Here is a 24,244-nt window from a genome sequence, read left to right on the forward strand (position 1 = left end):
GCAGTTCTTGGGTGTTTGCGGTCCCGGTCGCGTGGCCGGGTCATTCAAACTGCGGGGCGAGCGTCCGGGTGGGGCGCCTCAGTCTCCTCTAACCCGCGGTTCGCGGATCGTGGACGTTTCACCGCCGGATGCGGTGGTCGGCCGTCCAAGATCCGGGGGAGTGTGGGGGTGGCGGCCTTCGTTTGCTGCTTGGCCCGCCGATCTTGGACGTTTGTCCCCTGATGGTGGTGGTTGAGCGTCCAAGATTCGGCGGAGCGTGGGGGTGGGGCCTTTGTCTGCTGCTTGCCCCGGCGGTTCTTGGACGTTTGTCACTCGGGGGCGGTGGGTGGGCGTCCAAGATCTGGGGGTGGGTCAGGAGAGGGACTTCACGGTGAGCCAGTCCGCTGAGCGGGGGCGGTAGCCGTATCTGATCAGGCCGTGGACGATGGCCGGGACGTGGCCTGCGCCGTAGACGACGGCCACCTCGATCTGTTCGGCGTGGCGTTCCTCGTGCAGCCGGTAGAGCGCCTCCAGCAGCATCTTGTCGCGGTCGCCGAGGAGGGCGTCGTGCAAGCGTGGGTACTGTTCGGCCCACTGCTCGTCGGATGTGGTGGGCAGGTCGTTCACTTCCAGGGCCCGTGACCAGATGGTTCGGGTGCCGCCGAACAACCGCACGGCCATGACCGCCGGCAGCAGCAGCCAGATGAGCATCCGCTGTTGGAGAGGGGCCCGCCGCCATGCGGTACCGAACTCGGTCGCCGTCGCGTCCGGGTTCACGATGGCGGCGTTCGACGACTGGTAGTCGATCCTCTGCCGCACCAGGCCGGCCCGCCGGTTGAACCGCAGCACCGAGTAACTGAGCGTCAGTGCCCGGCCCAGCAGCGAGAAGCCGCTGTCGCCGCCGACGCCCTCGGTGACGATCACGTCCGCGGTACGCAGCCGGCGGGACACCGCCGCGAAGAACGCCGGGTCCGCCATGTGGATCATCGGGTAGACGACGAAACACATCGGCGAACCGTTTCGGCGCAGCCGGACCACTGCGGACCGTACCGCGAAGTCGCTGATCTCGATGATTTGCATGACGGCCCCCGAAACCGCGCATCCACATCCTCGCCGTCAGAGTGACACCCACCCTCAACATCCCGGCCGGCTGCGAGCGCTGTTTGAAGGTTGTTGAGGCAGCGCTCGGGGTCAGCGGGGGGATAGCCCAGCTGGCTGGGAGGGGTGGAGACGGGGTTGAAACGGCTTCTGGAGTCGGCGGAAGGGTGTGGACTGGGGGTCGATGGGTACGCCGCATGGGCGACGGCGACCGCCGGGTTGTGCGGATGATGCACGGCCCAGGGGTTGATCCGTATTGATGGATGTGGCGCGGCTTGGCAACCAGCTCGCCGGGGAGTACGAACGGTCCAGGGAGGGCAATCCATATGACCGCAGTTTCCCCTCGTACCGTGCAGGCGCGGCCGTGGCCGGTGCGACGTGAGGTCAAGGGTTCCTGGCTGGCCCGGACGATCCGCACCACCGATGCCAAGCAGATCGGCATCATGTACATGGCGACGGCCATGGTGTGGTTCGTGCTGGGCGGGCTGATGGCGTTGCTGATGCGTGCCGAGCTCGGCCGGCCGGGCATGCAGATCGTGTCGCCGGAACAGTACAACCAGCTGTTCACCATGCACGGCACGATCATGCTGCTGTTCTTCGCGACGCCGATCGTGTTCGCCTTCGCCAACTTCGTGGTGCCGATCCAGATCGGGGCGCCGGATGTGGCGTTCCCGCGGCTCAACTCGTTCGCGTACTGGCTGTATTTCTTCGGCGGGATGATCGCGTTCGCCGGGTTCCTGGTGCCGGGCGGGGCCGCGGACTTCGGGTGGACCGCCTACACCCCGTTGAGCACGGCGGCGCACTCGCCGGGCGTGGGCGGGAACATGTGGGTGGTCGGGCTGGCGATCTCCGGTGTCGGCACCATCCTCGGCGCGGTCAACATGATCACCACGATCCTGTGCCTGCGGGCGCCCGGGATGACCATGTTCCGGATGCCGATCATGACGTGGAACATCCTGCTCACGAGCGTCCTGGTGGTGCTGGTCTTCCCGTTCCTGGCGGCGGCCCTCTTCGCGCTCGCCGCCGACCGGATCCTGGGCGCCCAGGTCTTCAACGTGGAGACCGGCGGGCCGCTGCTGTGGCAGCACCTGTTCTGGTTCTTCGGCCATCCCGAGGTCTACATCATCGCGCTGCCGTTCTTCGGGATCATCACCGAGGTCATTCCGGTGTTCAGTCGCAAGCCGGTGTTCGGGTACAAGACACTGGTCGCCGCCACGATCCTGATCACCATGCTGTCGATGAGCGTGTGGGCGCACCACATGTTCGCCACCGGTCAGGTGCTGCTGCCGTTCTTCAGCCTGCTCAGCTATCTGATCGCGATTCCGACCGGGATGAAGTTCTTCGTCTGGATCGGGACGATGTGGCGCGGGCAGCTCACCTTCGAGGCGCCGATGCTGTTCGCCGTGGGATTCATGGTGACGTTCCTGCTCGGCGGCCTGACCGGGGTGCTGCTGGCGTCGCCGCCGGTCGACTTCCACGTGACCGACAGCTATTTCGTGGTGGCGCACTTCCACTACGTGCTGTTCGGGACGATCGTGTTCGCGGTCTTCTCCGGCATCTATTTCTGGTTCCCGAAGATGTTCGGCCGGATGCTCGACGAGAAGCTGGGGAAGGTGCACTTCTGGCTCACCTTCGTCGGCTTCCACACCACTTTCCTGGTGCAGCACTGGGTCGGCAACGAGGGCATGCCCCGGCGGTATTCGGACTATCTGCCCGGCGACGGCTTCACCACGCTGAACATGGTCTCGACGGTGGGCTCGTTCGTGCTCGGGGCCGCCACGCTGCCGTTCATCTACAACGTGTGGAAGTCGTACCGGGCGGGCGAGGTGGTGACCGCCGACGATCCGTGGGGGCATGGGAACTCGCTCGAGTGGGCGACGTCGAGCCCGCCGCCGCTGCGCAACTTCGACCGGATGCCGCGGATCCGGTCCGAGCGGCCCGCGTTCGATCACAGGTTTCCCGAGTTGGCGGCCGGTGGGCAGTCCGTCGCCGGGCCGCCGGAGGGTGGGGCGCGCCCGTTCACCGAGGAATCCACCGGAGGAGCGACCTATCCGGAGGACCGTACCGATCGTTGAGATACACGGGTTAACAACCATGTATCCCGAAATTTCGGACAAGACGGTACGTGCGAATGGTGCTTTCTGCGCTAAAGCCCCGTAGCCCGCAAACCCGCCCAGGCGATGAGAGATCCGACAACTCCCCCAGCCGGAAGAGATCTCATGCCGATCGCCCGTTCCTCGTCCCGTCCCGCCCACCTCACCGCGGCCGCGGCCGGAGTGGCGGCCGCGCTCGCCCTTCCCGTGGCGCCGGCGGCCGCGACCCCCGCGACGCCCGCCGCCGAAGGCTGCCATATCGGTGACTTCACCGCCCGGGCCGAGGCCGGGCTCGCCAAGATCACGATGCTCGACCCGGGCCCGCTGGTGGAGGGCCTGCCCGCCCTCGCCGACGTCCGGCTCGCCGTGTCCGACGGCACCGTGAACAGCGCGGGCCGGCCGTTCAAGACGGTCGCCGGAGGCCGGCACGCCGACGCCAAGCTGCTGGGCATCCCGGGTGGCGGCACCGGGGCGCAGCACATGGCCCCGTCGCGGCAGAACGGTCCGGTCACCGCCGAACTGGCGCAGTTCCAGGCGGCCGGGCTGGCCACGGTGAAACTCGGCAAGGCCACCGCCCACGCGACCTGGGAGCGGGGGTACCGGTGCGGCCGGACCGGGCCGCTGACCAGGTCGGCCGTCATGCTCGGCGGGCTCTCGCTGCTGGACGGCACCGGACCGGTCCCGGCCCTGCAGGCCGACCGGCGCCGGACCGGGCTGCTGCGGGTCGGGCCGAGCGGATCCACCCAGACCGCCACGGATCTCGTACCGGTGGGGAGGGGCCGGATCGGCGTACGCTCCGCGGCCGGCGCCGCGCTCAGCGACCTGAGCCTCTTCGCCGGCACTCCGCAGGAGATCTCGATCAAGGTGATCAACCAGCCCCGGCTCGAGGTGATCGCGGGCGGTGACCGGGCCAACTCCAAGGTCACCTACAAGCCGGCGATGCTCTCGGTGACCGCGGCCGGCGAATCGGCGCACGTGCTCAAGGACGCCGGCACGGCGGTCTCGCTCGATCTGCTCGGCGGGATCGAGGAGCGCAGCCCGGCGGCGCTCCAGGTCCGGGTCTCCCTCGGCGACCTGAAGCAGCAGATCAACGGACGGCAGGTACGCGCCGAGGCGGCCAGCGTCCGGGTCCAGGTCAAACTCGGCCAGGTGCACGTGCTGGACGTGACGCTCGGGCACCTGTCCGCGGCGGCCTGCGCGCCGGCCGCGGTGCATGACGGCAAGCCCTACGGCGCGCACCCGCGCGGCCGTACCTCCCCCACGCCCGCCGCGGTGCAGCCGGCCGGCCGGATTCCGGCGTCGCCGCCCTCGCCCGTCGCCTCGCCTTCGCCTTCCGCGGGTACGCCCGACGGCCAGCTCGCCCTGACCGGCACCGACGTGACGGCGTACGGCTTCGGCGGCGCGGCCCTCGTCCTCGGTGGACTGCTGGCCCTGCTCTTCGGCCGCCGTGGCCGCCGCAACTGAAGCGCCGTGGCCGCCGCAACTGACGCGCCGTGGCCGCCGCAACTGACGCGCCGTGGTCAGTGCACCTCGCTGAGGAAGTCCGCCAGTGTGCGGCGCGGGGCCCAGCCCTGGGCTCGGGCCCGGCCGATGTCCAGGATCACCGCGCTGGTCAGCTGTTCCACGGCGTAGCGGGTCAGCACCGGCGGCCGCCGGGTGACGCGGGCCAGGGCGGTCGCCATGGTCGCGGCGGCGGTCGCCACGGGGATCGGCAGATGGCGGACGCGGACCCCGCAGACCGCCTCGACGACCCGGTCACGCTGATAGGGCTCGGCGTCCGCGATGTTGTAGGCCGCCGAGGGCCAGCCGGTGGCGGCCAGGCAGGCGTCGGCCAGGTTCTCCACCGCGGTCAGGCTGAGTGGGACGTCCGGGCCCGGGAGCAGCGCCTGCCCGCCGCGCACCACCCGTCGCAGCCGCGGCAGCAGGTGCGGGTCGCCGTGACCGTAGACGGCCCGGGGCCGCAGGACGACCGCGCCCGCCGCCAGGGCCAGGCGTTCCCCGGCCGCCTTGGTCCGGCCGTAGGCGGTCATCCCGGCCAGCGGATGGTCCTCGCGGATCGGGCCGCCACGATCAGGCTGGACCAGCCGGGCAGGGCGCTGCGGCGGTCGGCGCGGGCCGCCCGTACCTCGGGGCGGTAGCGGGCCAGCGCCGTGAGGGTGTCGGTCAGCTGGAGCCGGGCCAGGCGCGCACCGGGGCAGGCGTGCGGACCGGCGCCGAAGACCAGCTGGGCGATCCGGGCCGGCGCCGGGTCGGTGGGATCGGGGTCGCGGTGGTGTGCGCCGGCCGCGTGCCGCGCCACCAGGATCAGCCGGTCACCGGCACCGACCGGGCACCCGCCGACGACACCGCCGCCCGCCGCGACCCGGGGCAGCAGCGGGGTCGCCGCGGTCACCCGCAGCAGCTCGGCGGTCAGGGCCTCGGGGGCGGACTCGGCGTACGCCCAGAGATCGGCGTCGGCGCACCAGGCCACCGCGCGCGGCACCCCGGCGACGGTCGTGTTGATCGCGGCCACCGCCAGCATCGCCGCCAGCCCGTCCCCGGCCGGCCCGCTCGCACTCGGATCGCCGGCGGGAGAGGAGTTGGGTGGGCCGCTGGCGTTCGGGTCGCCGGCGGGAGAGGAGTCGGGTGGGCCGCTGGCGTTCGGGTCGCCGGAGGGTAAAGAGCCGGGCGGGCTGTGGGAAGACGGCATGTGGCCAGCGGGAGCCGGGGTCAGCAGGGCGTTCAGGCGGGCCGCGGCGCGGTGGGCGGCCCGGCGGTGGTGCGGGAGGGTGAGGCCGGGCAGATGTTCGCGGGCGGCGGCCGCGGCGGCCGCGCGGGCCGCCGCGGCGAGGTCGCGGCCGTCCACGTCGACGCCGAGCAGGGCGGCCGCCGTGGTTCCGGAGAGCTCGGCGGCCACGTCCACCAGGTCGATCGGCCGGCCGTCGGCGAGTGGGGCCAGGCGGCGTTCGAGGACCGCGAGCCAGATCGGGCGCAGCCGGGCCACCCCGTCCGCGCCGAGCGACTCGGCGAGGGAGCGGCGGGAACCGCGGTGGTCGTCGCCCTCCTGGTCGAACAGCAGGCCGCCGCCGGCCAGCCGCCCGGCCGCTCCGCCCGTGGTGCCCTCCGCGGTCCGGTCCAGCGGGACGCGGGTGAGACCGTCCAGGTAGGCGGTGGCGGAGTGCGCGATCACCGTCCCGCCGAGCCGGAGCGCGGCCCGGCGCCGGGTGGCCGCGAGCAGCGTGAACAGCACCGGGTGGGCGCGCAGGTAGACCTGCCGGTCCCGGCGCCGCGCCCGCCGCTGACCGGCCGCCGAGGCCCGCCGCGGGGTCGCGGCCGGACCGTGACCGGGTGGCGGTGGGAGGTCGGGGGTGTCCGGCGGATCCGGGGCCGGCCGCGGCGGCGGGGAGGGGAGGTCGGCATCGGTCACCGGACGTGGACCTCCGTCGAGGTGGGTGGGCGCCAGCGGCGGTCCCAGTACCAGAGGAGGGTGCGGCGGGCACCCCACGCGCGCAGCCGGCGCAGGCTGGCCTCGACGACCAGGTCCTCGGCCCGGACGATGCGGCTGGTCTCGCGGCGGGCGCGGTTGAGCATGGTGACGTCCTCGGACCCGTCCTCCAGGCGTTCCCGGGCGGTGCCGCCGCAGCGCTGGTAGAGGTCGGCGGTCACGGCCAGGTTGTGTCCGTGGATCAGGACGTACGGGGTGCGGTACGCGGGATCCCGGTGCGCCTTCCGGTGGCGGCCGTAGAGGGCGGCGAGCCGGACCGCCGCCGGGAAGACGTGGCGTTCCGCCCAGGTGGGGTTCTCGTCGCGGCGGGGGACGCTGCGCCCGCAGACGAGTTCGGCGCCGGCGGCCAGGTGGGCGCGGGCGGTCGCCACCCAGTCCGGGGCCGGGCGACAGTCGGCGTCGGTCCGGGCCAGCAGTGTCGCGCCGGTGGCGATGGCGTGCCGGAAACCGGTGTCGGCCGCGGTTCCGGCGCCGGGGGACGGTTCGGTGACCACCTCCACCGGGAACGGCGCGCCCACCGCGAACCGGTGGACCACCCCGGCGGTGCCGTCGGTGGACGCGTTGTCGACCACGATCAGCCGGAAGTCCCGGTCGGTCTGGGCGGCGAGCGCCTCCAGCACGACACCGATCGTGGCGGCCTCGTCGAAGGCGGGCACGACCACGGCGAGGCCGGGCGGGAATCGGGTGCTCATCCCCGTACCCCCGGAGGTCTTCTCTGATGCGGAATGCCGGCGGCGAGCGACGCGGCCGCGCCCCGGTCGGGTTTGCGGGAGCGGCCGGCGAGCGGGACCGGCGCGAAGAGCACGCGGTCCGGGCGGGCCGCGCCCATCCGGCGGAGCGGCTCGCGCAGCGCGGCCTCGACCGCGGGACGGCTGGCGCCCGGCGCCGTCTCGACCACCGCGACCACGTGTTCGTCGCCGTCGCCGGCGGGCACGCCGACCAGGACCGCGAGGGCGACACCGGGCACGTGCAGGGCCGGCTCGTAGAGGCCGGGATAGATGTTCTCGGCCCGCCGCAGGATCATGTCCTTGCAGCGCCCGGCCAGGACGACGCGGCGGCTCGTCACCGCCGCCACATCCCCGGTGGCGACCCACTCGTGCGGCTCCGCGCCGAGGTAACGGTCGCAGACGCCGGCCCCGGCGAGCAGCAGCTGCCCGGTGTCGTCGAGGCGGGCCCGCACCCCGGGCAGCAGGTCACCGACCAGGTCGCCGTCGCCGTCGTAGGCGGCCTTCTCGCCGGACGGGACGGCGGCCGCCGGGAAGACCTCGGTGAGCGCGTAGACACCCCACGCCTCGTCGGCGCCGGCCGCGCGGACCCGGGCGAGCAGGTTCGCCGAGACCGGGGCGGAGCCGCTGTAGACCCGGCCGGTGAACGGCACGCCGGCGTCGAGGGCGGCCCGGATCTGTGGTGGCGTCAGGTAGGTGGCCTGCGGTTTCAGGCCGGTGACCTGCTTCGTGAGGGTACGTGGACGGCGGGCCGGCGCGGCGACCGGCGCCCCGGCGGCGAGCGACGGGACCATGACGAAGAAGGTGCCGCCGAGCACCGGGATCCCGGGGCGCGGCCGGACCAGGTCGTGTACGGCGCGCAGTCCGGTGTCGAGGCCGGAGCGGGTGTGCACCACGGCGCGGGGGCTGCTGGTCGTACCCGAGGTGAAGATGATGACCGCGTCGCCGTCGCCGTCGTAGGGCCTCGGCACGGGACCCGTTCTCAGAACGAGCGAGGGAGCGTTGCCGGGTACGCGGGGCCCCACGGTGACGGTTTCGGACATCTCAGAAAAATCCGGCAGGGCCAAGCCGATCCGGCGCGCCAACGGAGCCGCCCAGCCCGCTACCGCTTGCGCCGCGGCATCCGCGATGATCAACGCGGGCGGGGCGAGCGCCAACCGTGCCCGGAGCACATCCGGCCCCGCCGTCGGATCCAGCAGAGCCACCCGGGCCCCGAGACGGTAGGCCGCCAGCACCATGGCCAGCGCCCGCGGCCCGGGACGGATCGCGATCCCGAGCGTGTCACCCGCGGTGAGGCCCCGCGCGTGCAGGGCGGTCGCGTACCGGTCCCGCAGCACGGCCAGATCGCCACGGGTCAGCCGGCCGGCGAGCGCGGGCCGGTCGTCGCCGGCCCGCAGGCCCGCGCTCAGCTCATCGAGCAAGAGGGCACCTCAACACGGTCCTCGTCGGGGGTCGGGTCTCATCGGGGGTCGGGGGAGAGCGGGCCGCTGCCCCGGTCGAGGTACCAGCGGGCGGTCCGCAGCACTCCGTACGCGCGCAGCCGCCGGGTCGAGTTCTCCACCACCATCGACCGGCTGTGCACGATCGATGAGGTGGTCCGGCGGACCCGGTTGAGGAAGAGCCGGTCGGTCGGCGACGGCCGCCGCGGCATCCCCCCGCACGCCTCGTAGAGCGCCGCCGTGATCGCCATGTTGTTCCCGGCGTGCATCCGGTACGGCGCCAGGCTCCCGTCCCCCCGGTGTGCCGGCCGGATCCGCCCGAACGCCGCCGCCAGCGCCACGAACAGCGCGAACACCGCCCGCCCGGCCGGACCGTGCTCGTCACGCCGGGCGGTGATCCGGCCGCACGCCATCCCGGCGCCGCCGTCCAGCGCGGCCCGGGCCGCCGCCACCCACCCGGGCCGGGGCAGGCAGTCCGCGTCGGTACGCGCGATCAGGACCGCCCCGCCCCCGATGGCGTGCCGGAACCCGGTGTCGACCGCGCAGCCGACCCCCTTCTCCGGCTCGACGATCACGTGCACCGGGAACGGGGCGCACGGCGCGAACGCCCGGACCGCCTCGACCGTCGTGTCGGTGGAGCCGTTGTCCACCACGAGCAGGGTGAAGTCCGTGTCGGTCTGGGCGGCGAGGGCGTACAGGGTGGCGCTGATCCGGGCCGTCTCGTTGTAGGCGGGCACCACGACCCAGAGGCGCGTCACGAGCGTTCCCAGACCATGGTCATGATGCTGACGCCGCCGCCGAGACCCATGAACAGCACCCGGTCACCGGGCGACAAATACGGAAATATCCTGTCTAACTGGACGCCGAGCGTGGCGCTGGCCATGTTCCCCAACGAGGTGACGGTGACCTCCAGCCGATCCCGGGGCACCCCGGTCACCTCGACGAACCGCTCAAGGTACGGCAGCGTCACCTGATGCACCAGGATCTTCGTGTAGTCGGTGAACTCGAACCCGGTCCGCGCCCGCACCCGGTCCAGGATGCTGGCCCCGATCTTCTCGAACACACCGCGTAGCTTGTGCCCGTCGCCGGTGAAGTACGAGTACTCGTCCCCCCGAGGGTGCCGCGACCCGCCGCCCGGGATGCCGCCGACCGTCCAGTGCTCGGAGAACGTCTCGGTGTCGATGTCCAGGATGCCGCCACGATCCACCGGCTCCACCACCACGGCCGCCCCGGCGTCACCGAACGTGAACCCGGCGAACGACCGTCGCGCCTCCGCCATGTCCGCCACCCGCGGCCGCATCACCCGGCTCGGCGTCTCCCCGGTCACCACCAGCGCCCGCCGGGCCCGCCCGGCCAGGATCATCGACCGGGCCAGGTCGATGCCGTTGACGAAGCTGTTGCAGGCGTTCGTCACGTCCAGGGCGTGCGCCCGGCTGCCGAGGGTGTCCTGGAGGATGTGCGCGGTGGCCGGCTCCACCATGTCCCGGCTGGCCGAGGCGAACAGCAGCAGGTCGATGTCGAGCGGGTCCAGCTCGGCGGCCTCCAGCGCGGCACGGGCGGCGTGCAGGCCGAGGGTGGAGGCGTACTCGCCGTCGCTCGCGATGCGCCGCCGCTCGATGCCGGTGAGCCGGGCGAGCAGGCCGCGGGGCAGCCGCCCGATGCCGTCCTGGAGCTCGGCGGTGCCGACCTCACGCTCCGGCAGATGCGCGCCCACCCCGGTGATCCCTACCCGCACTATCCCCCCCCACAGCAGCCGCCGGTCCCTCAGCATGACGGTTCAGTGTCCGATAGGACGACCGTGCCGGAACAGCTCTTCCTGCTGGGAAACCTGGGCACCATGATCACCTATGCGGCGATCGCGGTGGCCATCGCGGTGCCCCTGGCCCGGGCGGGTCAACTGCGGGCCAACCGGCTCGCGGTCGCCACCGCGCTCATCTTCCTCACCTCGGCGATCGGGCACGGGCTGCACGCGTACCTGGCGCTCGCCAACCTGGGCCAAGGTGACCACTCCGTGGCGATCGGCTGGCTCTGGGTGCTGGCCTGGTGGAACGTGGCCACCGCGGCGGTCGGCGTGTACTACTGGACGGTCCGCCGGAGACAGGCGCCACTGCGCGGCGCGATCTACACCGGCCCGCACCAGCAGCGGCTGCTCGACGAGGCGGACACGCACCGGGCCACCCTGGAGGCGGTCGTCGAGCACACCGACGACGCGATCATCGGGCTGACCCTGGAAGGCGTCGTCACCGCGTGGAACGGCGGCGCCGAACGGCTCTTCGGCTACACCGCCGCGGAGATCATCGGGCGGTCCGTGGCCCTTCTCGCCGACGAGGAGGGCGCGGTCGAGCAGCGGGACATCCGGCACCGGATCATCGACCAGCGGGAGCGGGGCGTCACCTACGAGACGCGGCGCTTCGCCAAGGACGGCACACCGATCGAGGCGTCGCTGAGCGTGGCGGCGATCCGGGACCGTGCCGGCCGGCCCACCGGCATCTCGGTGGTGGCCCGGGACATCACCGCCGTCAAGGAGGCCGCCGAGCGCCGCCGGGTCGTCGAGGAGCGCACCCACCAGGCGCAGCGCATGGAGAGCCTGGGCAAACTGGCCGGCGGGGTGGCGCACGACTTCAACAACATCCTGGCGATCATCGTGAACTACACCGACTTCGCGACCGAGGAGGCGGCCGGCAACGAGACGCTGGAGACCGACCTCAAGCACGTGCGCAGCGCCGCCGACCGGGCCATCAACCTGACCCGCCAGCTGCTCACCTTCACCCGCGGCGACACCATCCAGCCGCGGGACGTCAACCTCAACGCGGCCCTCGCCGAGGTCCAGGCCATGCTCGCGCGGACCATCGGCGAGCACATCAACCTGATCACCGTGCCGTCCGCCGAGCCGGTCGTGGTGCACGCCGACCCCGGCCAGATCCAGCAGGTGCTGCTCAACCTGGCCATCAACGCCCGGGACGCGATGCCGGACGGCGGGACCCTGGTACTGGAGGCCAACGCCGCCGCCATCGACGGCGACGAGCTCGACATGCAGCCGTCGCTGCCCGCCGGAACCTACGCCCGCCTGCTGGTCAGCGACACCGGCGAGGGCATGACCGCGGACGTGGCGGCGCACATCTTCGAGCCCTTCTACACCACCAAGCCGCGCGGCAAGGGCACCGGACTCGGCCTGTCCACCGTCTACGGCATCGTCTCGGAGGCCGGCGGCAGCCTCAACGTCTACTCCGAACCCGGCGTCGGCACGACCTTCCGCATCTACCTGCCGATGGTCACGGTCCCCGGCACGGCCACCCCCGCGTCGTCGCGCCAGGACGATCCGCCGCCCGGATCCGGCCAGACCGTCCTGGTGGTCGAGGACGAGCCCGCCCTGGCCCGGGTGGTCACCCGGATCCTGGCCGGCGCCGGCTACCACGTCCTCACCGCCACCGACGGCCGGCAGGCCCTCACCCTCTTCCGCCAGCACGACTGCGACGCCCTCCTGACCGACGTGATCATGCCCGAGATGTCCGGCCGCCGGCTCGCCGAGATCATCCACGACACGCACCCCGAACTGCCGGTCCTCTACATGTCCGGCTACAGCAACGGCCTGCTCGGCACCACCCACGTGCTCGACGGCGACATCGCCTTCATCGAGAAGCCCTTCACCGCGAACGACCTCCTCCACAAGATCGCCGAGGTGGTCCCCACGGCCGTCCGCGACTCGCGCTGACGTCGATTCTTTTCCGGTACGGGCTACCCGCCCCGATCCTGCATACCCGCGAGGCGCTGCGACTCCAGGCACGTGGACGCGCCCGCCGGGCGTGAGCGGCCGGTCACCCTCACCCCGGCCGGCTCCCCGCCGGGGTCAGGCGCCGGAGCGGGGGCCGAAGGAGGCCAGGACCACGGTGAAGCGGTCCAGTTCGGACGCCCACGACGAGCGGGGTGTCCGCCACTCGATCACATAGGACCGGCCGCCGCTGCTGGTCACCCGGCGCAGCGCCCGCATGACGGTGCCGTCCGGGGCGCGGAACGTGTACTCCCAGACGGCGCTGAGCGGCTCGGGCAGCTCCTGGAGGCGCAGGCGGCGGTAACCCTCCAGGCCGGCGTCACGCTCGGCGTCCTCCAGCGAGGCCACCACGTCGCGGGGCGGCCGGTCGAGCGGGGTGATGCCCAGGACGGTCCGGCCCCGCCTGCCGCCGGTGAAGGACAGTCCCCCGGCCGAGAGCTCGCCGGGCCGCCAGTTCGCCGGGATCGCCACCCGGAACCCGCTCGGGTCGATCCACCAGGTGAAACCCTCCGGGGCCGGTGGCGTCGACGTCACGACGGCGGGGATGTGGGTGGGGACCGCGGACGGCGTACCCGAGCGCTCTCCGCCCTCGGCGTTGGCCGCGACGGCCGTGAGGGTGGCGGCCAGCGTGACCGCCGCGGCGATCGCCGGAACCCGGCGGCGGAACCGCGAGCGTGACCGCTCCCGCCCGGCCTCGACGATCCGCCGGAGGCGGGCCTCCACCTCGGCCGCCGGCATCCGGCGATCCGGCTCCCGCCGCAGCAGCCCGGCCAGCACCGGCGTGAGCGGACCGGCCCGGCGTGGCGGCGGTGGCCGGTCCGCGCCGACCGCACGCAGGATCTCGGTGGTGGTCTCCCGCTGGAACGGTGGCCGGCCCTCCACCGCCTGGTAGAGCGTCGCGCCGAGCGACCACAGGTCGGACCGCTCGTCGGAGACGTGGTCGAAGACGCGTTCCGGGGCGATGTACTTCGGGGATCCGAGGATGACCCCGGCGTCGGAGAGCCGCCGCACCCCGGCCGGGGTGACCGCCGGGCCGAAGTCGGTGAGCACGACCCGGCCGTCCAGCCCGATCAGGACGTTGCCGGGTTTGACGTCGAGGTGCAGCACCCCGGCCTCGCGGGCGGCCCGCAACCCGCCCAGCACGGCGAGGCCGATGGCCGCGACCCGGGCCGGTGTGAGTGGACCGGACTCGCGGACCACCTGGTGCAGGGACTTGGACGGAAGGTACTCCATCACCAGCCACGGACCGTCCCACGACGGGAGCACCGTCAGGGTGCGGATGACGTTGGGGTGCGTGACCCGGGCGGCGGCCTCGGCCTCGGGGTAGGCCAGACGGCGGATGAGCTCGTGCTGCGCCGGCGGCAGCCCGGCCGGGACGGTGCAGTGCTTGACGACCACGAACTCGGGCCCCGCGTCGTCGCCGGACTCGTCGGTGGCCAGCCAGACCCGGCTCATGCCGCCACCGGCGAGCGGGCGGACGAGACGGTAGCGCCCGGCAACGACCTCTCCCACCGTCGCCATGCAGTCACCTCGGTATGCCTGGTCGGAAGCAGCCTCGACGCTACCGCTGAGCCGCCACTCGAAACCGCGTGACGTAACTCTCGGGAGTCGCCTGATTATCCACTGTGACCAGCGGGATGACTGTCTTCCATCCGCCACGCGGAGGAGCGGAGACGGTGTTTACCCGGATCCCGAGTGATGGGGCGAAGCGGGCAACTACCATCGACCGAATGGCGATGCTCGATGTCCGAGGGCTCTCCCACACCTACCCCGACGGCCACCCGGCGATCTCCGGCATCGACCTGAGCGTGGCCGAGGGCGCGCTGGTCAGCATCGTGGGCCCGTCCGGTTGCGGGAAGTCCACCCTGCTGCGCTGCGTCGCCGGCCTGCTGCGCCCGTCCGCCGGCGAGATCCGCTTCGACGGCCGGCCCATCGACGGCGTGCCGGACGGGCTGGCCGTCGTCTTCCAGGACTACGGCCGCTCCCTCTACCCGTGGCTGACCGTCCGCGACAACGTCGCCCTCCCGCTGCGCCGCCGCGGGCTGGCCCGTCCGCAGCGGCGCGCCGCCGCCACCGGGGCGCTGGAGTCGGTCGGGCTCGGCGGATCGGCCGGGAAGTACCCGTGGCAGCTGTCCGGCGGCATGCAGCAGCGGGTGTCGATCGCGCGGGCGCTTGCCTACCGGCCCCGGCTGCTGCTCATGGACGAGCCGTTCGGGTCGGTGGACGCGCAGACCCGGGAGGACCTGGAGGACCTGCTGCTCGGCCTGCGCGGCTCGTACGCCATGACGATCCTGCTGGTCACCCACGACATCGACGAGAGCGTCTACGTCGGCGACCGGGTGGTGGTGTTCGGCGGGTCGCCGGGACGGATCCGCGCCGACCTGCCGGTCACCCTGCCCGCCCCGCGCGAGCAGATCACCACCCGTACGCTGCCCGGGTTCGTGCAACTGCGCGCCGAGGTGGGCCGGTCAATAAAGGCTCCCCGCACCGGCGGAGACCGCGACGTCGAGTAGGCACGGGCCGTCCAGCGCCCGGTCCAGCGCGGCCGGCAGTTCGGCGGCCCGGGTGACCCGCTCGGCCGGGAACCCGAAGCCCCGGGCCAGCGACACCAGATCCAGCTCCGGCAGGTCCACACCGGGCACCGCCGGGATGCCGATCCGGCGGCCGAGCGCGGACACCGCCTCGTACCGCCGGTTGTTCAGCACCACGACGGTGAGCGGTGCCCGGCGGCGGGCGGCCGTCCACAGTGCCTGGATCGAATAGAGGCTCGACCCGTCACCGACCACGCAGATCACCCGTTCCCCGGCGATCGCCCGGCCCACCGCCACCGGCAGCCCCCAGCCGAGCGCCCCGCTGCCGGTGGTCAGGTAGCCGTTCGGCCGGGTGACCGGGATCCGTTCGTGGAACGCGTCCTTGTGCGACGGCGCCTCCTCGACCAGCACCGCGTCCGGCGGCCGCAGCCGGTCCAGCACACCGAGCACCGCGTCGGCGCCGAGCGGGTCGGTCAGCGGCGGCGCCGGGGTGCGGGCGCGGACCGGCGGATCGGGGCGGGCGCCCGGCTTCACCAGCCGGGCCAGCTCCTCCACCCCGGCCCGGACCGTGGTGAGCACGCTGGTCCCGGCGGCCGCCCACGCGGCCGCCGCCGGATCACAGTCCATGTGGAACAGCCGGGCGCCGTCGACGAGGAACGGCCCCTCGCTGTGCACGTGGTAGGTGAAGACCGGCGCGCCGATCACCAGCACCACGTCGTTGCCGGCGAGCAGCCCGGCGACCGCCGACCGGACCGGCGGCAGGTAGCCGGCGAACAGCGGATGATCCTCCGGGAACGCCGCCCGGCTCGGCATCGGCGCCGCCCACACCACCGCCCGGACCGTCTCGGCCAGCACCACCGTGGCGGCCCACGCGCCGTCCTCGTCGATACCCGGACCGGCCACGATCGCCGGGGCGCGGGCCGCGTCCAGGGCCTCGGCGATCTCCCGCAGCGCCTCCGGGCCGGCCGTGAAGGCCGCCCGCACGGCACGTCGCGGCACCGGGTCGGCGGGCGCCTCCCAGTCGTCCTCGGGAACGGAGAGGAAGACCGGGCCGCGCGGCGGCGTCATCGCGACGCGGTGCGCCTCGGCCAGGGCGGTCGGCACGGCCGCGGCACGCTCCGGCTGATGACTCCATTTGACGTACGGGCGGGGAAAGGCGGCCGGCTCGTCCGCGGACAGGAACGGCCGGGTCGGCAGCATCGCCCGGGTCTGCTGGCCGGCCACCACGACCAGCGGCACCCGGTCCCGGTACGCGTTGAACACCGCACCGAGCGCATGCCCCACCCCACCCGCCGAATGCAGGCTGACCAGCGCGGCCCGGCCGGTGGCGACCGCGTACCCGGCGGCCGCCCCGACCGCGGACGCCTCCTGCAACGCCAGCACGTAATCGAAGTCGTCCGGCCAGTCCCGCAGCATCCGCAGCTCGGTCGAGCCCGGATTGCCGAACCAGGTGGTCATCCCGGCGGTCCGGCACACCTCGAAGAACGACTCCCGTACCGACATCACGGCTGTCCCCTCCAGAGGAGTCGCTCCACCACCCGCAGGCCCGCGTTGAGCGCGTAGCCCAGGATCCCGAGCAGCGCGATCGCCGCCCACACGGTCTCGTAGTCGAACCTGGTCGTCGCCTCCTGCAACCGGAACCCGATGCCGTTCGCCGCACCCGGCTGCAACTCGGAGAAGACCATCAGGATCAGCGACAGCGACAGCGCCAGCCGCAGACCGGCGAAGATCTTCGGGAGGCTGGCCGGGACGATGACGTACGCCAGCCGCTCCGGCCCGGTCAGCCGGAACGCCCGGGCCGTCTCCAGATGCAGCGGCTCCACCCGGCGGGCGCCGTCGGCCGCGTTCAGCAGCACCGGCCACAGCACACTGAACACGATCGACGCGATCTGCGCGCGCGGCCCGATCGAGAACAGCACCACGAACACCGGCACCAGCGTCGGCGGCGGGATCGCCCGGAAGAACTGCAACACCGGATCCAGCAACTGGTACGCCCACCGGGACCGGCCGATCGCCAGCCCGAGGACCGCGCCGGCCAGCGAGCCCAGCACGAACCCAACGCCCAGCCGCAGCATGCTGGGCAGCACGTCCTCGGTGCCGACGCCGTCGCGGGCCAGGCCGTACATCTGCCGCACGATCACCGACGGCGGCGGGAAGAACGGATCCGCGGACGCGGCCGCCACCACCTGCCAGGCCACCACGCAGGCGGCGAAGAGCAGCCAGCGCTGCGCGAAACCCCTCATCGGTACGCCCACCGGAACAACCGTCGTTCGCCACCGGCCAGCAGACCGTTCACGGCCAGCCCGATCAGCCCGGCCCAGACCGTCGCGGCCAGCGTGTCGTCGACGCCGCCCGGATAGTTCGCCGCCTGAGCGATGAAGATCCCGATCCCGGAGCCGAACCCGCCGAACATCTCCGCGGTCACCGCCAGGATCAGGGCCACCGCCGCGGCCATCCGCACCCCGGTCGCCACGAACGGCAGCGTGGCCGGCAACGACACCCGCAGCAGCACGCTCGCCTCGCCGAACCCGAAGGCCCGCAACGTCTCCTTGGCCAGCGGGTCGACCTCGCGCAGGCCGTACACCGTGTTGAACAGGATCGGCCAGACCGCCGCGTAGACGATCACCGTGAGCCGCATCCCCAGCCCGGCCCCGAGCATCATCGCGACCAGCGGGATCAGCGCCACCGACGGAATCGGCCGGAGGAACTCGACGATCGTGGTGACCGCCCGACCGACCGGCGGCACACTGCCGAGCAGCAGCCCGAGCGGCACCGCCAGGCCGACCGCGATCAGCAGCCCCAGCCCCCAGGCGGTCAGCGTGGCCGCCACGTCGGCCCGGAACAGCGGGTCGAGCGCCAGCTCCCCGGCCCGGGTGAGGATCACCGACGCCGGCGGCAGGAAGTCCCGGTGCACGATCCCGGCCCGGCCGAGCGCCTCGCTCGCCGCCACGACCAGCGCGATCCCGGCGGTGCCGAGGATCAACCCGGACTTCGTCAAGACTGGAACACGATCGTTCCGGCGTCGATCCGGTTGGTCAGCCGCTTCTGCTCGACCATCAGGTCGATCAGACTCTGCACACCGGCCGGGTCGCTGGTGGTGGCGAAGTGCGGCATGGTCATCACCTTCGCCACCTCCGGGTCGATGCCCCGCGCGTAGGTCGGCAGGATCGCCTCCACCTTCGCCCGGTCGGTGGCGATCGCGGACGCCTTGCGCAGCGCCCGCTGGAACGCGGCCGCGGTCTTCGGGTTCTCCTTCGTCCACGTCTCCAGCGAGAAGTAGCCGTCCAGCGGCAGATCGGTGGCCGGAGCCGCGCCGCCGTCCGCGACCATCCGGGCGCCGAGCTTGCGGACCGCGTCGGTGAGGAACGGCTCCTGACTGTGGATCGCGTCCAGGTCGCCCTTCTGCAGGGCGGCCGCCATCTGCGGGAACACCACCTGCCGGTAGTCGATCCTCGACGGGTCGGCCCCGCTCTGCCCGGCGATCGCGTCGAAGGTGATCGCCTGGATGTTGTTGAGCACGTGCACCGACAGGCTGTGCCCCTCCAGCCCCTTGACGTCGGTGATCGGCGACTCCGGCATCACCAGCACGCCCATGAACTTCGGCGTGAGCCGGGTCCCCTCGGCCACCAGGTTGATCCGCAGGTCACCCTTGTCGTGCCCGAACAGCATCGACGCGTTGTTGGCGAAGACGATGTCCACATCCCCGGTCTTCAGCGCCGGGTACGCCTGCGTGCTCTGCTGCACCGGCTGCGTCCGCACGGTCAGCCCCTCGGCCTCGAAGAGCTTCTCCCGCACGGCGATGTAGTACGGCGCGTTCACCACCAGCGACAACATCGCCACGTTGATGGTCGGCCGCTCCAGCCCGCCCCCACCTTGCCGGGGCGCGGGATCACCCCCGCAGGCACTCAGCAGGGCGAGAACGAGCGGGATGCCGAGCAACTTCCGGAACCGGCCCATCCCCGCACCATATAGCAGATTGTCGATCTATGCCCCGCCTCGGCCCCACCCCGCCGAGCCCGGCCCGAAAGCCCCGGCCGGCCACCTTGCCCGCCCCGCACGCGTGGGGAAGCGGTGCGCCGTCCAGCCGGTGCGGAGACCGGCTGGACGGGATGGGGTGGCCCGGGTCAGACCTGGGCCTGTTCCTCGCTGCGGTGGTCGGTGAGGGAGCGCAGCCGCAGCCTGGTGATCGCGCGGCCGGTGATCTCGACGACCTCGGCGGTGTGGCCGTCGATGCGGACGGTCTCGCCGGGGACGGTGGGGATGTGGCCGAGGCGGGCCAGGATCATGCCGGCCACCGTGGTGTAGTCGCCGGCGTCGGTCTCCTCGATCTCGACGCCGATGTCCGGCAGGTCGTGGATCGGGAAGGTGCCGGGCAGCAGCATGGCGCCGTCGTCCTCGTGGATCACCGACTGCACGTCGCGGTCGGTCTCGTCGTAGATCTCGCCGACCACCTCCTCGACGAGGTCCTCCATGGTGACGATGCCGTCGATGGCGCCGCGCTCGTCGACGACCATGGCGAACTGCTGCCGCTGGAGGCGTAGCTGGCGCATGGCGTCGGACACCTTCAGCGTCTCGGGCAGGAACAGCGGGGTGAACATGTGATCGCTGACCGATCCGTCGGCGGCGATCAGGTCGCGCAGATGGACCACGCCGAGCACGTCGTCGAGACCCATCGGGCCGGTCACCGGCGCCCGCGAGTGCCCGGCCTCGACGAGGCGGGCCAGGCCTTCGGTGGCGGGCAGGCCGGCCGGGAGGATCAGCACGTCCCGGCGCGGGACGAGGATCTCCCGCAGGATGCGGTCGGCGATCTCGAAGGCGCCGCTGATGATGGTGCGCTGCTCGGCGGTGATGTCCTGCTGGGCGGCGACCATGTCGCGGATCTCCTCGGTGCTCACCTCCTCGCGGCCGGCGGACGGGTCGCCGCCGGCGAGGCGGACGACCAGGTCGGTGGATTTGCCGAGCAGCCAGACGACCGGCCGGGAGAGGGTGGCCAGTATGTCGAGCGGCCGGGCCACCAGCATCGCCCAGCCTTCGGCGCGCTGCATGGCGATGCGTTTGGGCGCGAGCTCGCCGACGACCAGGGTGAAGAACGTCAGGACGATGGTGACCAGGATGATCGACACCGGTTCGGCGGCGCCGCCGAGGAAGCTCAGCGGCTCGATGAGCGGCTGCGCCAGCGACACGGCCGCGGCCGCGGAGGCGAGGAAACCCGCCAGGGTGATCCCGATCTGGATGGTGGCGAGGAACCGGTTCGGGTCCCGCGCCAGCTTGGCGAGGGTCCGTCCGGTGCGTGACTGCTTCTCGAGACGCTGCAACTGGCTCTCCCGCAGCGAGATGAGCGCCATCTCGCTTCCTGAGAACGCCGCGTTGAGCAGCACCAGCACCACGACGAGGACGACTTGCCAGCCGTATCCGCCCACGGCGGACATCAACTCCTTCACGAAGAGGCGAAGGTCCCAGGCTATCCGGAGACCCTGAGAACATTCCCAGCGAGATCGGGCGTTAAGCGGAACTATTGCACCCTTTTGCGCCGGTACGTCCGAGGCGTCCCGCGACCGCAATAGCCAAGATCACATTCCGGGGCAATGTCCGATTGTTTTCCTTGACTACCGCGGAGGCCGGGTGTCGAATCCGGTTCATGCCGCTGAAGAGATACGGGGTATTGCGCGCCGCCGTCGTCGACCGCCGCGTGGAGACCACCGGAACGCCGCATTATCAGATTCATCTTCGGGCGGCCGGGACGGATTTCCGGGCGGCTGTCAACGTGCGTTCCCAGCAGAGCCCGCCCGACCTGCTCTACCTGGGCGTCGACGACTTCCGGCACCCGATCCTGGACCGGGTTCGCGCATTTCCGGACGGCTTCACCGAGATCGAGAGCCGGCCCGGCACGGCGGCGATCGACTACATTCGCGGAAATCTTTTCGACCGGACCGTGATGCGCCCGGTTCCGACCGCGGCGCCCGGGCCCGATAATGATCTCGGCGATTTTCTCGATCATCATGTGCGGCGGGCGCTGGGTGACCTGGACGCCCGGGCGTACGTTTTCGGTGAGGCCTGGGGACCGGAGCCGAAGGCCGACAAGGTGTTCGGTTTCCGGCCCGGCAACGGCATCCACGACGTGCACATGAACCAGGGCAACAACGGCCGGTTCGCCGGTGACGACGGCGTCTTCCAGGACGGCGCGCTGCTGCTGCACTTCCCGGCGGCCGACGACTGGGTGGCGATCTTCCTGGCCTTCCAGTCGCAGGCCTGGCACACCGACGACATCACCGGCCACCGGCTGCCGGGGATCCCGTCGCCGGGCCCGGCGCCCGCCCCGTCGCCGGAGGAGCCCGACCACCTCGTCCGGATCGTCGCGGCGCTGGTCAACCCGCCCGGCCCGGCGCCCGAGCCGGAGAGCGTGACGCTGCTGAACACCACGCCGCGGGAGATCGACCTGGCCGGCTGGTCGCTGGCCGACCGGGCCGGGGCCCGGCATCCGCTGAGCGGCCGGCTGGCGGCCGGAGCGGTGATCCAGGTCGGGGTGGCGCCGGCCCAGCTCGGCAACGGGGGCGGCACGCTCACCCTGCTGGACGGTCGCGGGCTCAAGGTGGACGGCGTGGCCTGGACCGGCGATCAGGGCCGGCGCGAGGGCTGGACGGTCGTCTTCTAGAGAAATCGTGGTCCGGCTCGTGCCGACCGGTCGCCCGCGCTCGCCCGAGGGCGGGTGGGCGCACACGGCGGCGGTGTCGTGTGCGCCCACATGGCATATAGCCTGCCTGGCCACCCACGTTGCGGCTTTCGTGTGCGCTCACCTCCGAAAGCCCCGGGTCGGCCGGAACTCCCCGTGAACGTGTGGAACGGGTCCGCTCAGTCCGGTAGGAAGACGCCGTCGAGCATCAGGCTGACGGCGCGGTCCGCGGCGGTGCGGGCGGCCGTCGCGTCGCCCGTGGCCTCCACGACGCTCTGCACCATGGTGAAGAGCAGGGTCAGGTCGGCCGGGGTGAGGTCGGCGCGGACGTGCCCGTGCTCGCGGGCCTGGCGCATCGGTGTGGCGAAGGCGGCGATCAGGCGCCGCATGTAGCGCTGCTGGGTGCCGACGTCGAACCGGCGGGCCAGCCGGATCAGGCCGCGCATCTCGATCTGTGAGTGCAGCACCTCGCGGAGCAGGTCGCGGAAACCGGCCGGGTGTGTGGAGTGGGTGTTGACCCGGGCCTCTAGGATCTCCAGTTGATAGGCGATGACCGCGACGGTCAGCGCGGTGCGGTCCGGGAAGTGCCGGTAGAGGGTGGCCTGTCCGATTCCGGCCCGGCGGGCGATCTCCGGCATCAGGGCGCCCGGTTCGTCGCGGGCCAGCACGGCGCTCGCGGCCTTGAGAATGGCCGCACGGTTGCGCTGGGCGTCGCGGCGACGCGCTGTCGGGGTTCCGTAGATCACTCGCGCCCCCCTTGCTACCGACCAGTTACGTTACTAGCCGGTAACGAGAATGTCACCATCTTCAAATTCTCGGAACCGGTTTCTACGCTGCCGCCACGTTCGCTCCGACCATCGAGGAGTGTTGATGGCGCTTCGTCGTCTGATCACGTTGTTCACCGCGTTCGCTCTGGTTGCGTCCACTTCGGTCATCACGTCGCCAGCCCACGCCGCCGTGGCTACGACCGGTTTCAGCGCCGTCGACATCGCCGGTGACGGCGGCGTCGTCCTCAAGGCCAACGTCATCGCGCCCTCGGCGGCCGGGCGGCACCCGGCCGTGATCCTGCCGTCCAGTTGGGGCCTCAACGATCTGGAGTACCTGGCGCAGGCCCGGGTGCTCGCCGGCCGCGGCTACGTCGTCGTGTCGTACACGCCGCGCGGGTGGTGGCTGTCCGGCGGCGAGATCGACACCGCCGGGCCGAAGGACATGGCCGATCTGTCCAGGGTGGTCGACTGGACGATGGCGAACACCGCCGCCGACCCGGCCCGGATCGGGGCGGCCGGCATCTCGTACGGGGCCGGGATCAGTCTGCTCGGCGCCGCCTTCGACAGCCGGATCCGTGCGGTCGGGGTGCTCTCCGGCTGGACCGATCTGGCCTACTCGCTGTACGCCGACTCGACCCGGCACCGGCAGTCGGCCGGCCTGCTGGAACTGGCCGCGCAGATCGTCGGCAAGCCGAGCGCCGAGCTGACCACCATGCTGGGCAGGTTCAACGGCAACCAGGACGTCGCCTCGGTGATGGCCTGGGCGAAGGTGCGCTCGGCGGCCACCTACATCGACGCGATCAACGCGAACCGGCCGGCCGTGCTGATCGCCAACGGCTGGGGCGACACCTTCTTCCCGCCGAACCAGCTGGTCGACTTCTACGGCAAGCTGACCACCCCGAAGCGGCTCGAACTGCGGCCCGGCGACCACGCGATCGCCGAGCTGTCCGGCGTGCTGGGCCTGCCCAACGACGTCTGGACCAGCCTCTACTCCTGGCTCGACGAGCACCTGGCGACCGGGGCGACGCGGGCGAACCCGATCTACCTGAAGCCGCTGAACGCCTCCGGCGAGACGTACCCGAGCTGGTCGGCGCAGACCACCTCGACGGTCCGCCACGGCCTCGGCCGGATCCGCACGCTCGACGGGACCGGCCTGCTCGGCGGCGCGGTCAGCAGCGGCTGGACCAAGCAGATCCCCACCGACGAGGACACGGTCGCCTGCGGCGGCGTCGTGCTGCTCACCAACGGCGCGGCCGCGATCACCGGCGAACAGCCGGAGATCTGGTTGCCGTTCGTGGACCGTGGCGAGGCCGGCGTCTGGGCGGCCGAGCGGCCGTCGACGGTGCAGCGGATCCGCGGGGTGCCGAAGCTGCACCTGGAACTGTCCGGCACCGAGGCCCGGGGCACCGTGGTCGCCTACCTCTACGACCTGGACGCGATCGGCAACGCCAAGCTGATCACCCACGCCCCGGCCACCTGGCTGACCGGCGCGGCCGGCGCCCGCAGCATCGACCTGAAGCTGCCGGCCGCCGCCTACGACGTGCCGGCCGGGCACTCGCTGACCCTCGTGGTGGACACCGTCGACCCGCTCTACTACGACGAGAACGCCGCCGGCGACTCGATCACCATCGGCGGCGGGTCCTACCTGGACGTGCCGATCGGCTGACCGGACCACGGGTATGGATCACC

Annotated in this window: 20 protein-coding genes; 6 read left to right on the forward strand and 14 right to left on the reverse strand. The window is 72.3% G+C overall.

The genetic code is table 11. From position 1 onward, the window contains the following. Nucleotides 1-351: 351 nt before the first annotated feature. A complete protein-coding gene (locus IEZ13_RS06345) occupies nt 352-1,059 on the reverse strand; it encodes a TraB/GumN family protein (RefSeq protein ID WP_183217735.1) in 708 nt (235 codons plus the stop codon). Nucleotides 1,060-1,403: 344 nt separating this feature from the next. On the opposite strand from IEZ13_RS06345, the gene ctaD reads away from it, so the two are divergent. Together ctaD and IEZ13_RS06355 are read left to right on the forward strand one after the other, a co-directional pair. Further along, nucleotides 1,404-3,152, forward strand: coding sequence for an aa3-type cytochrome oxidase subunit I (gene ctaD, locus IEZ13_RS06350; RefSeq protein WP_183217737.1), 1,749 nt, complete (start codon nt 1,404-1,406; stop codon nt 3,150-3,152). A 144-nt stretch (nt 3,153-3,296) separates the two neighbouring features. Further along, nucleotides 3,297-4,634, forward strand: coding sequence for a hypothetical protein (locus tag IEZ13_RS06355; protein ID WP_183217739.1), 1,338 nt, complete (start codon nt 3,297-3,299; stop codon nt 4,632-4,634). A gap of 56 nt (nt 4,635-4,690) precedes the next feature. Here the strand turns inward: IEZ13_RS06355 and IEZ13_RS06360 are convergent, their stop codons facing one another. The 6 genes from IEZ13_RS06360 to IEZ13_RS06385 are packed head-to-tail and all read right to left on the reverse strand — an operon-like array spanning nt 4,691 to nt 10,532. After that, nucleotides 4,691-5,200: an NAD-dependent epimerase/dehydratase family protein gene (locus IEZ13_RS06360; RefSeq protein ID WP_183217741.1), complete on the reverse strand. Its 510-nt coding sequence runs from the start codon at nt 5,198-5,200 to the stop codon at nt 4,691-4,693. Continuing rightward, nucleotides 5,197-6,576, reverse strand: coding sequence for a cytochrome P450 family protein (locus IEZ13_RS06365; RefSeq protein WP_229794489.1), 1,380 nt, complete (start codon nt 6,574-6,576; stop codon nt 5,197-5,199). Before IEZ13_RS06365 ends, IEZ13_RS06360 begins: the two co-directional genes overlap by 4 nt. Further along, nucleotides 6,573-7,346, reverse strand: coding sequence for a glycosyltransferase family 2 protein (locus IEZ13_RS06370; protein WP_183217743.1), 774 nt, complete (start codon nt 7,344-7,346; stop codon nt 6,573-6,575). Before IEZ13_RS06370 ends, IEZ13_RS06365 begins: the two co-directional genes overlap by 4 nt. Further along, on the reverse strand, nt 7,343-8,800 hold the full coding sequence (locus IEZ13_RS06375; protein ID WP_183217745.1) for an AMP-binding protein: 1,458 nt from the start codon (nt 8,798-8,800) through the stop codon (nt 7,343-7,345). Before IEZ13_RS06375 ends, IEZ13_RS06370 begins: the two co-directional genes overlap by 4 nt. A gap of 38 nt (nt 8,801-8,838) precedes the next feature. Continuing rightward, nucleotides 8,839-9,576 carry a glycosyltransferase family 2 protein gene (locus IEZ13_RS06380; RefSeq protein WP_183217747.1) on the reverse strand — a complete coding sequence of 246 codons (738 nt, stop codon included), beginning with the start codon at nt 9,574-9,576 and terminating at the stop codon, nt 8,839-8,841. Continuing rightward, nucleotides 9,573-10,532, reverse strand: coding sequence for a 3-oxoacyl-ACP synthase III family protein (locus IEZ13_RS06385; protein WP_229794490.1), 960 nt, complete (start codon nt 10,530-10,532; stop codon nt 9,573-9,575). Before IEZ13_RS06385 ends, IEZ13_RS06380 begins: the two co-directional genes overlap by 4 nt. Before the next feature lie 66 nt (nt 10,533-10,598). Between IEZ13_RS06385 and IEZ13_RS06390 the strand changes: the two genes are divergently transcribed. After that, nucleotides 10,599-12,530, forward strand: a complete 1,932-nt coding sequence (locus IEZ13_RS06390; RefSeq protein ID WP_229794491.1) for a hybrid sensor histidine kinase/response regulator — start codon at nt 10,599-10,601, stop codon at nt 12,528-12,530. Between the two features lie 135 nt (nt 12,531-12,665). On the opposite strand, the gene IEZ13_RS06395 is transcribed toward IEZ13_RS06390, so the two are convergent. Continuing rightward, nucleotides 12,666-14,108, reverse strand: a complete 1,443-nt coding sequence (locus tag IEZ13_RS06395; protein ID WP_183217751.1) for a serine/threonine-protein kinase — start codon at nt 14,106-14,108, stop codon at nt 12,666-12,668. 209 nt (nt 14,109-14,317) lie between these two features. Here IEZ13_RS06395 and IEZ13_RS06400 point away from each other — a divergent pair, with 209 nt between their 5' ends. Then, on the forward strand, nt 14,318-15,100 hold the full coding sequence (locus IEZ13_RS06400; RefSeq protein ID WP_229794492.1) for an ABC transporter ATP-binding protein: 783 nt from the start codon (nt 14,318-14,320) through the stop codon (nt 15,098-15,100). Here IEZ13_RS06400 and mdlC read toward each other — a convergent pair. From mdlC to IEZ13_RS06425, 5 genes are all read right to left on the reverse strand, one after another. After that, nucleotides 15,056-16,621, reverse strand: a complete 1,566-nt coding sequence (gene mdlC, locus IEZ13_RS06405) for a benzoylformate decarboxylase (protein WP_183217753.1) — start codon at nt 16,619-16,621, stop codon at nt 15,056-15,058. The genes IEZ13_RS06400 and mdlC overlap by 45 nt on opposite strands. Then, nucleotides 16,621-17,373: an ABC transporter permease gene (locus IEZ13_RS06410; protein ID WP_203833676.1), complete on the reverse strand. Its 753-nt coding sequence runs from the start codon at nt 17,371-17,373 to the stop codon at nt 16,621-16,623. Before IEZ13_RS06410 ends, mdlC begins: the two co-directional genes overlap by 1 nt. Next, entirely contained in the window at nt 17,358-18,116 is a 759-nt protein-coding gene (locus tag IEZ13_RS06415) for an ABC transporter permease (protein WP_183217755.1), read from the reverse strand. Before IEZ13_RS06415 ends, IEZ13_RS06410 begins: the two co-directional genes overlap by 16 nt. Next, nucleotides 18,113-19,075, reverse strand: a complete 963-nt coding sequence (locus IEZ13_RS06420; protein WP_183217757.1) for an ABC transporter substrate-binding protein — start codon at nt 19,073-19,075, stop codon at nt 18,113-18,115. Before IEZ13_RS06420 ends, IEZ13_RS06415 begins: the two co-directional genes overlap by 4 nt. Nucleotides 19,076-19,242: 167 nt before the next feature. After that, complete coding sequence (locus IEZ13_RS06425; RefSeq protein ID WP_183217759.1) at nt 19,243-20,547, reverse strand: hemolysin family protein; 1,305 nt, start codon at nt 20,545-20,547, stop codon at nt 19,243-19,245. Between the two features lie 209 nt (nt 20,548-20,756). On the opposite strand from IEZ13_RS06425, the gene IEZ13_RS06430 reads away from it, so the two are divergent. Then, nucleotides 20,757-21,770, forward strand: coding sequence for a DUF2278 family protein (locus IEZ13_RS06430; RefSeq protein WP_183217761.1), 1,014 nt, complete (start codon nt 20,757-20,759; stop codon nt 21,768-21,770). A gap of 197 nt (nt 21,771-21,967) precedes the next feature. Here the strand turns inward: IEZ13_RS06430 and IEZ13_RS06435 are convergent, their stop codons facing one another. Beyond that, nucleotides 21,968-22,534, reverse strand: a complete 567-nt coding sequence (locus tag IEZ13_RS06435; RefSeq protein ID WP_183217763.1) for a TetR/AcrR family transcriptional regulator — start codon at nt 22,532-22,534, stop codon at nt 21,968-21,970. Nucleotides 22,535-22,658: 124 nt separating this feature from the next. Between IEZ13_RS06435 and IEZ13_RS06440 the strand changes: the two genes are divergently transcribed. Continuing rightward, complete coding sequence (locus IEZ13_RS06440) at nt 22,659-24,221, forward strand: CocE/NonD family hydrolase (protein ID WP_183217765.1); 1,563 nt, start codon at nt 22,659-22,661, stop codon at nt 24,219-24,221. Nucleotides 24,222-24,244: the final 23 nt, after the last annotated feature.

It is taken from the genome of Actinoplanes campanulatus (genome assembly GCF_014647795.1).
In the GTDB taxonomy this organism is placed as follows: domain Bacteria; phylum Actinomycetota; class Actinomycetes; order Mycobacteriales; family Micromonosporaceae; genus Actinoplanes; species Actinoplanes campanulatus.

Bases quoted from the DNA above. Each gene is read 5' to 3' on its own strand.
- ctaD (WP_183217737.1), top strand. From the start codon at position 1,404: ATGACCGCAGTTTCCCCTCGTACCGTGCAGGCGCGGCCGTGGCCGGTG.
- IEZ13_RS06360 (WP_183217741.1), bottom strand. From the start codon at position 5,200: ATGACCGCCTACGGCCGGACCAAGGCGGCCGGGGAACGCCTGGCCCTG.
- IEZ13_RS06355 (WP_183217739.1), top strand. From the start codon at position 3,297: ATGCCGATCGCCCGTTCCTCGTCCCGTCCCGCCCACCTCACCGCGGCC.
- mdlC (WP_183217753.1), bottom strand. From the start codon at position 16,621: ATGTCGGTACGGGAGTCGTTCTTCGAGGTGTGCCGGACCGCCGGGATG.
- IEZ13_RS06440 (WP_183217765.1), top strand. From the start codon at position 22,659: ATGGCGCTTCGTCGTCTGATCACGTTGTTCACCGCGTTCGCTCTGGTT.
- IEZ13_RS06345 (WP_183217735.1), bottom strand. From the start codon at position 1,059: ATGCAAATCATCGAGATCAGCGACTTCGCGGTACGGTCCGCAGTGGTC.
- IEZ13_RS06395 (WP_183217751.1), bottom strand. From the start codon at position 14,108: ATGGCGACGGTGGGAGAGGTCGTTGCCGGGCGCTACCGTCTCGTCCGC.
- IEZ13_RS06430 (WP_183217761.1), top strand. From the start codon at position 20,757: ATGCCGCTGAAGAGATACGGGGTATTGCGCGCCGCCGTCGTCGACCGC.
- IEZ13_RS06400 (WP_229794492.1), top strand. From the start codon at position 14,318: ATGGCGATGCTCGATGTCCGAGGGCTCTCCCACACCTACCCCGACGGC.
- IEZ13_RS06420 (WP_183217757.1), bottom strand. From the start codon at position 19,075: ATGGGCCGGTTCCGGAAGTTGCTCGGCATCCCGCTCGTTCTCGCCCTG.
- IEZ13_RS06370 (WP_183217743.1), bottom strand. From the start codon at position 7,346: ATGAGCACCCGATTCCCGCCCGGCCTCGCCGTGGTCGTGCCCGCCTTC.
- IEZ13_RS06425 (WP_183217759.1), bottom strand. From the start codon at position 20,547: ATGTCCGCCGTGGGCGGATACGGCTGGCAAGTCGTCCTCGTCGTGGTG.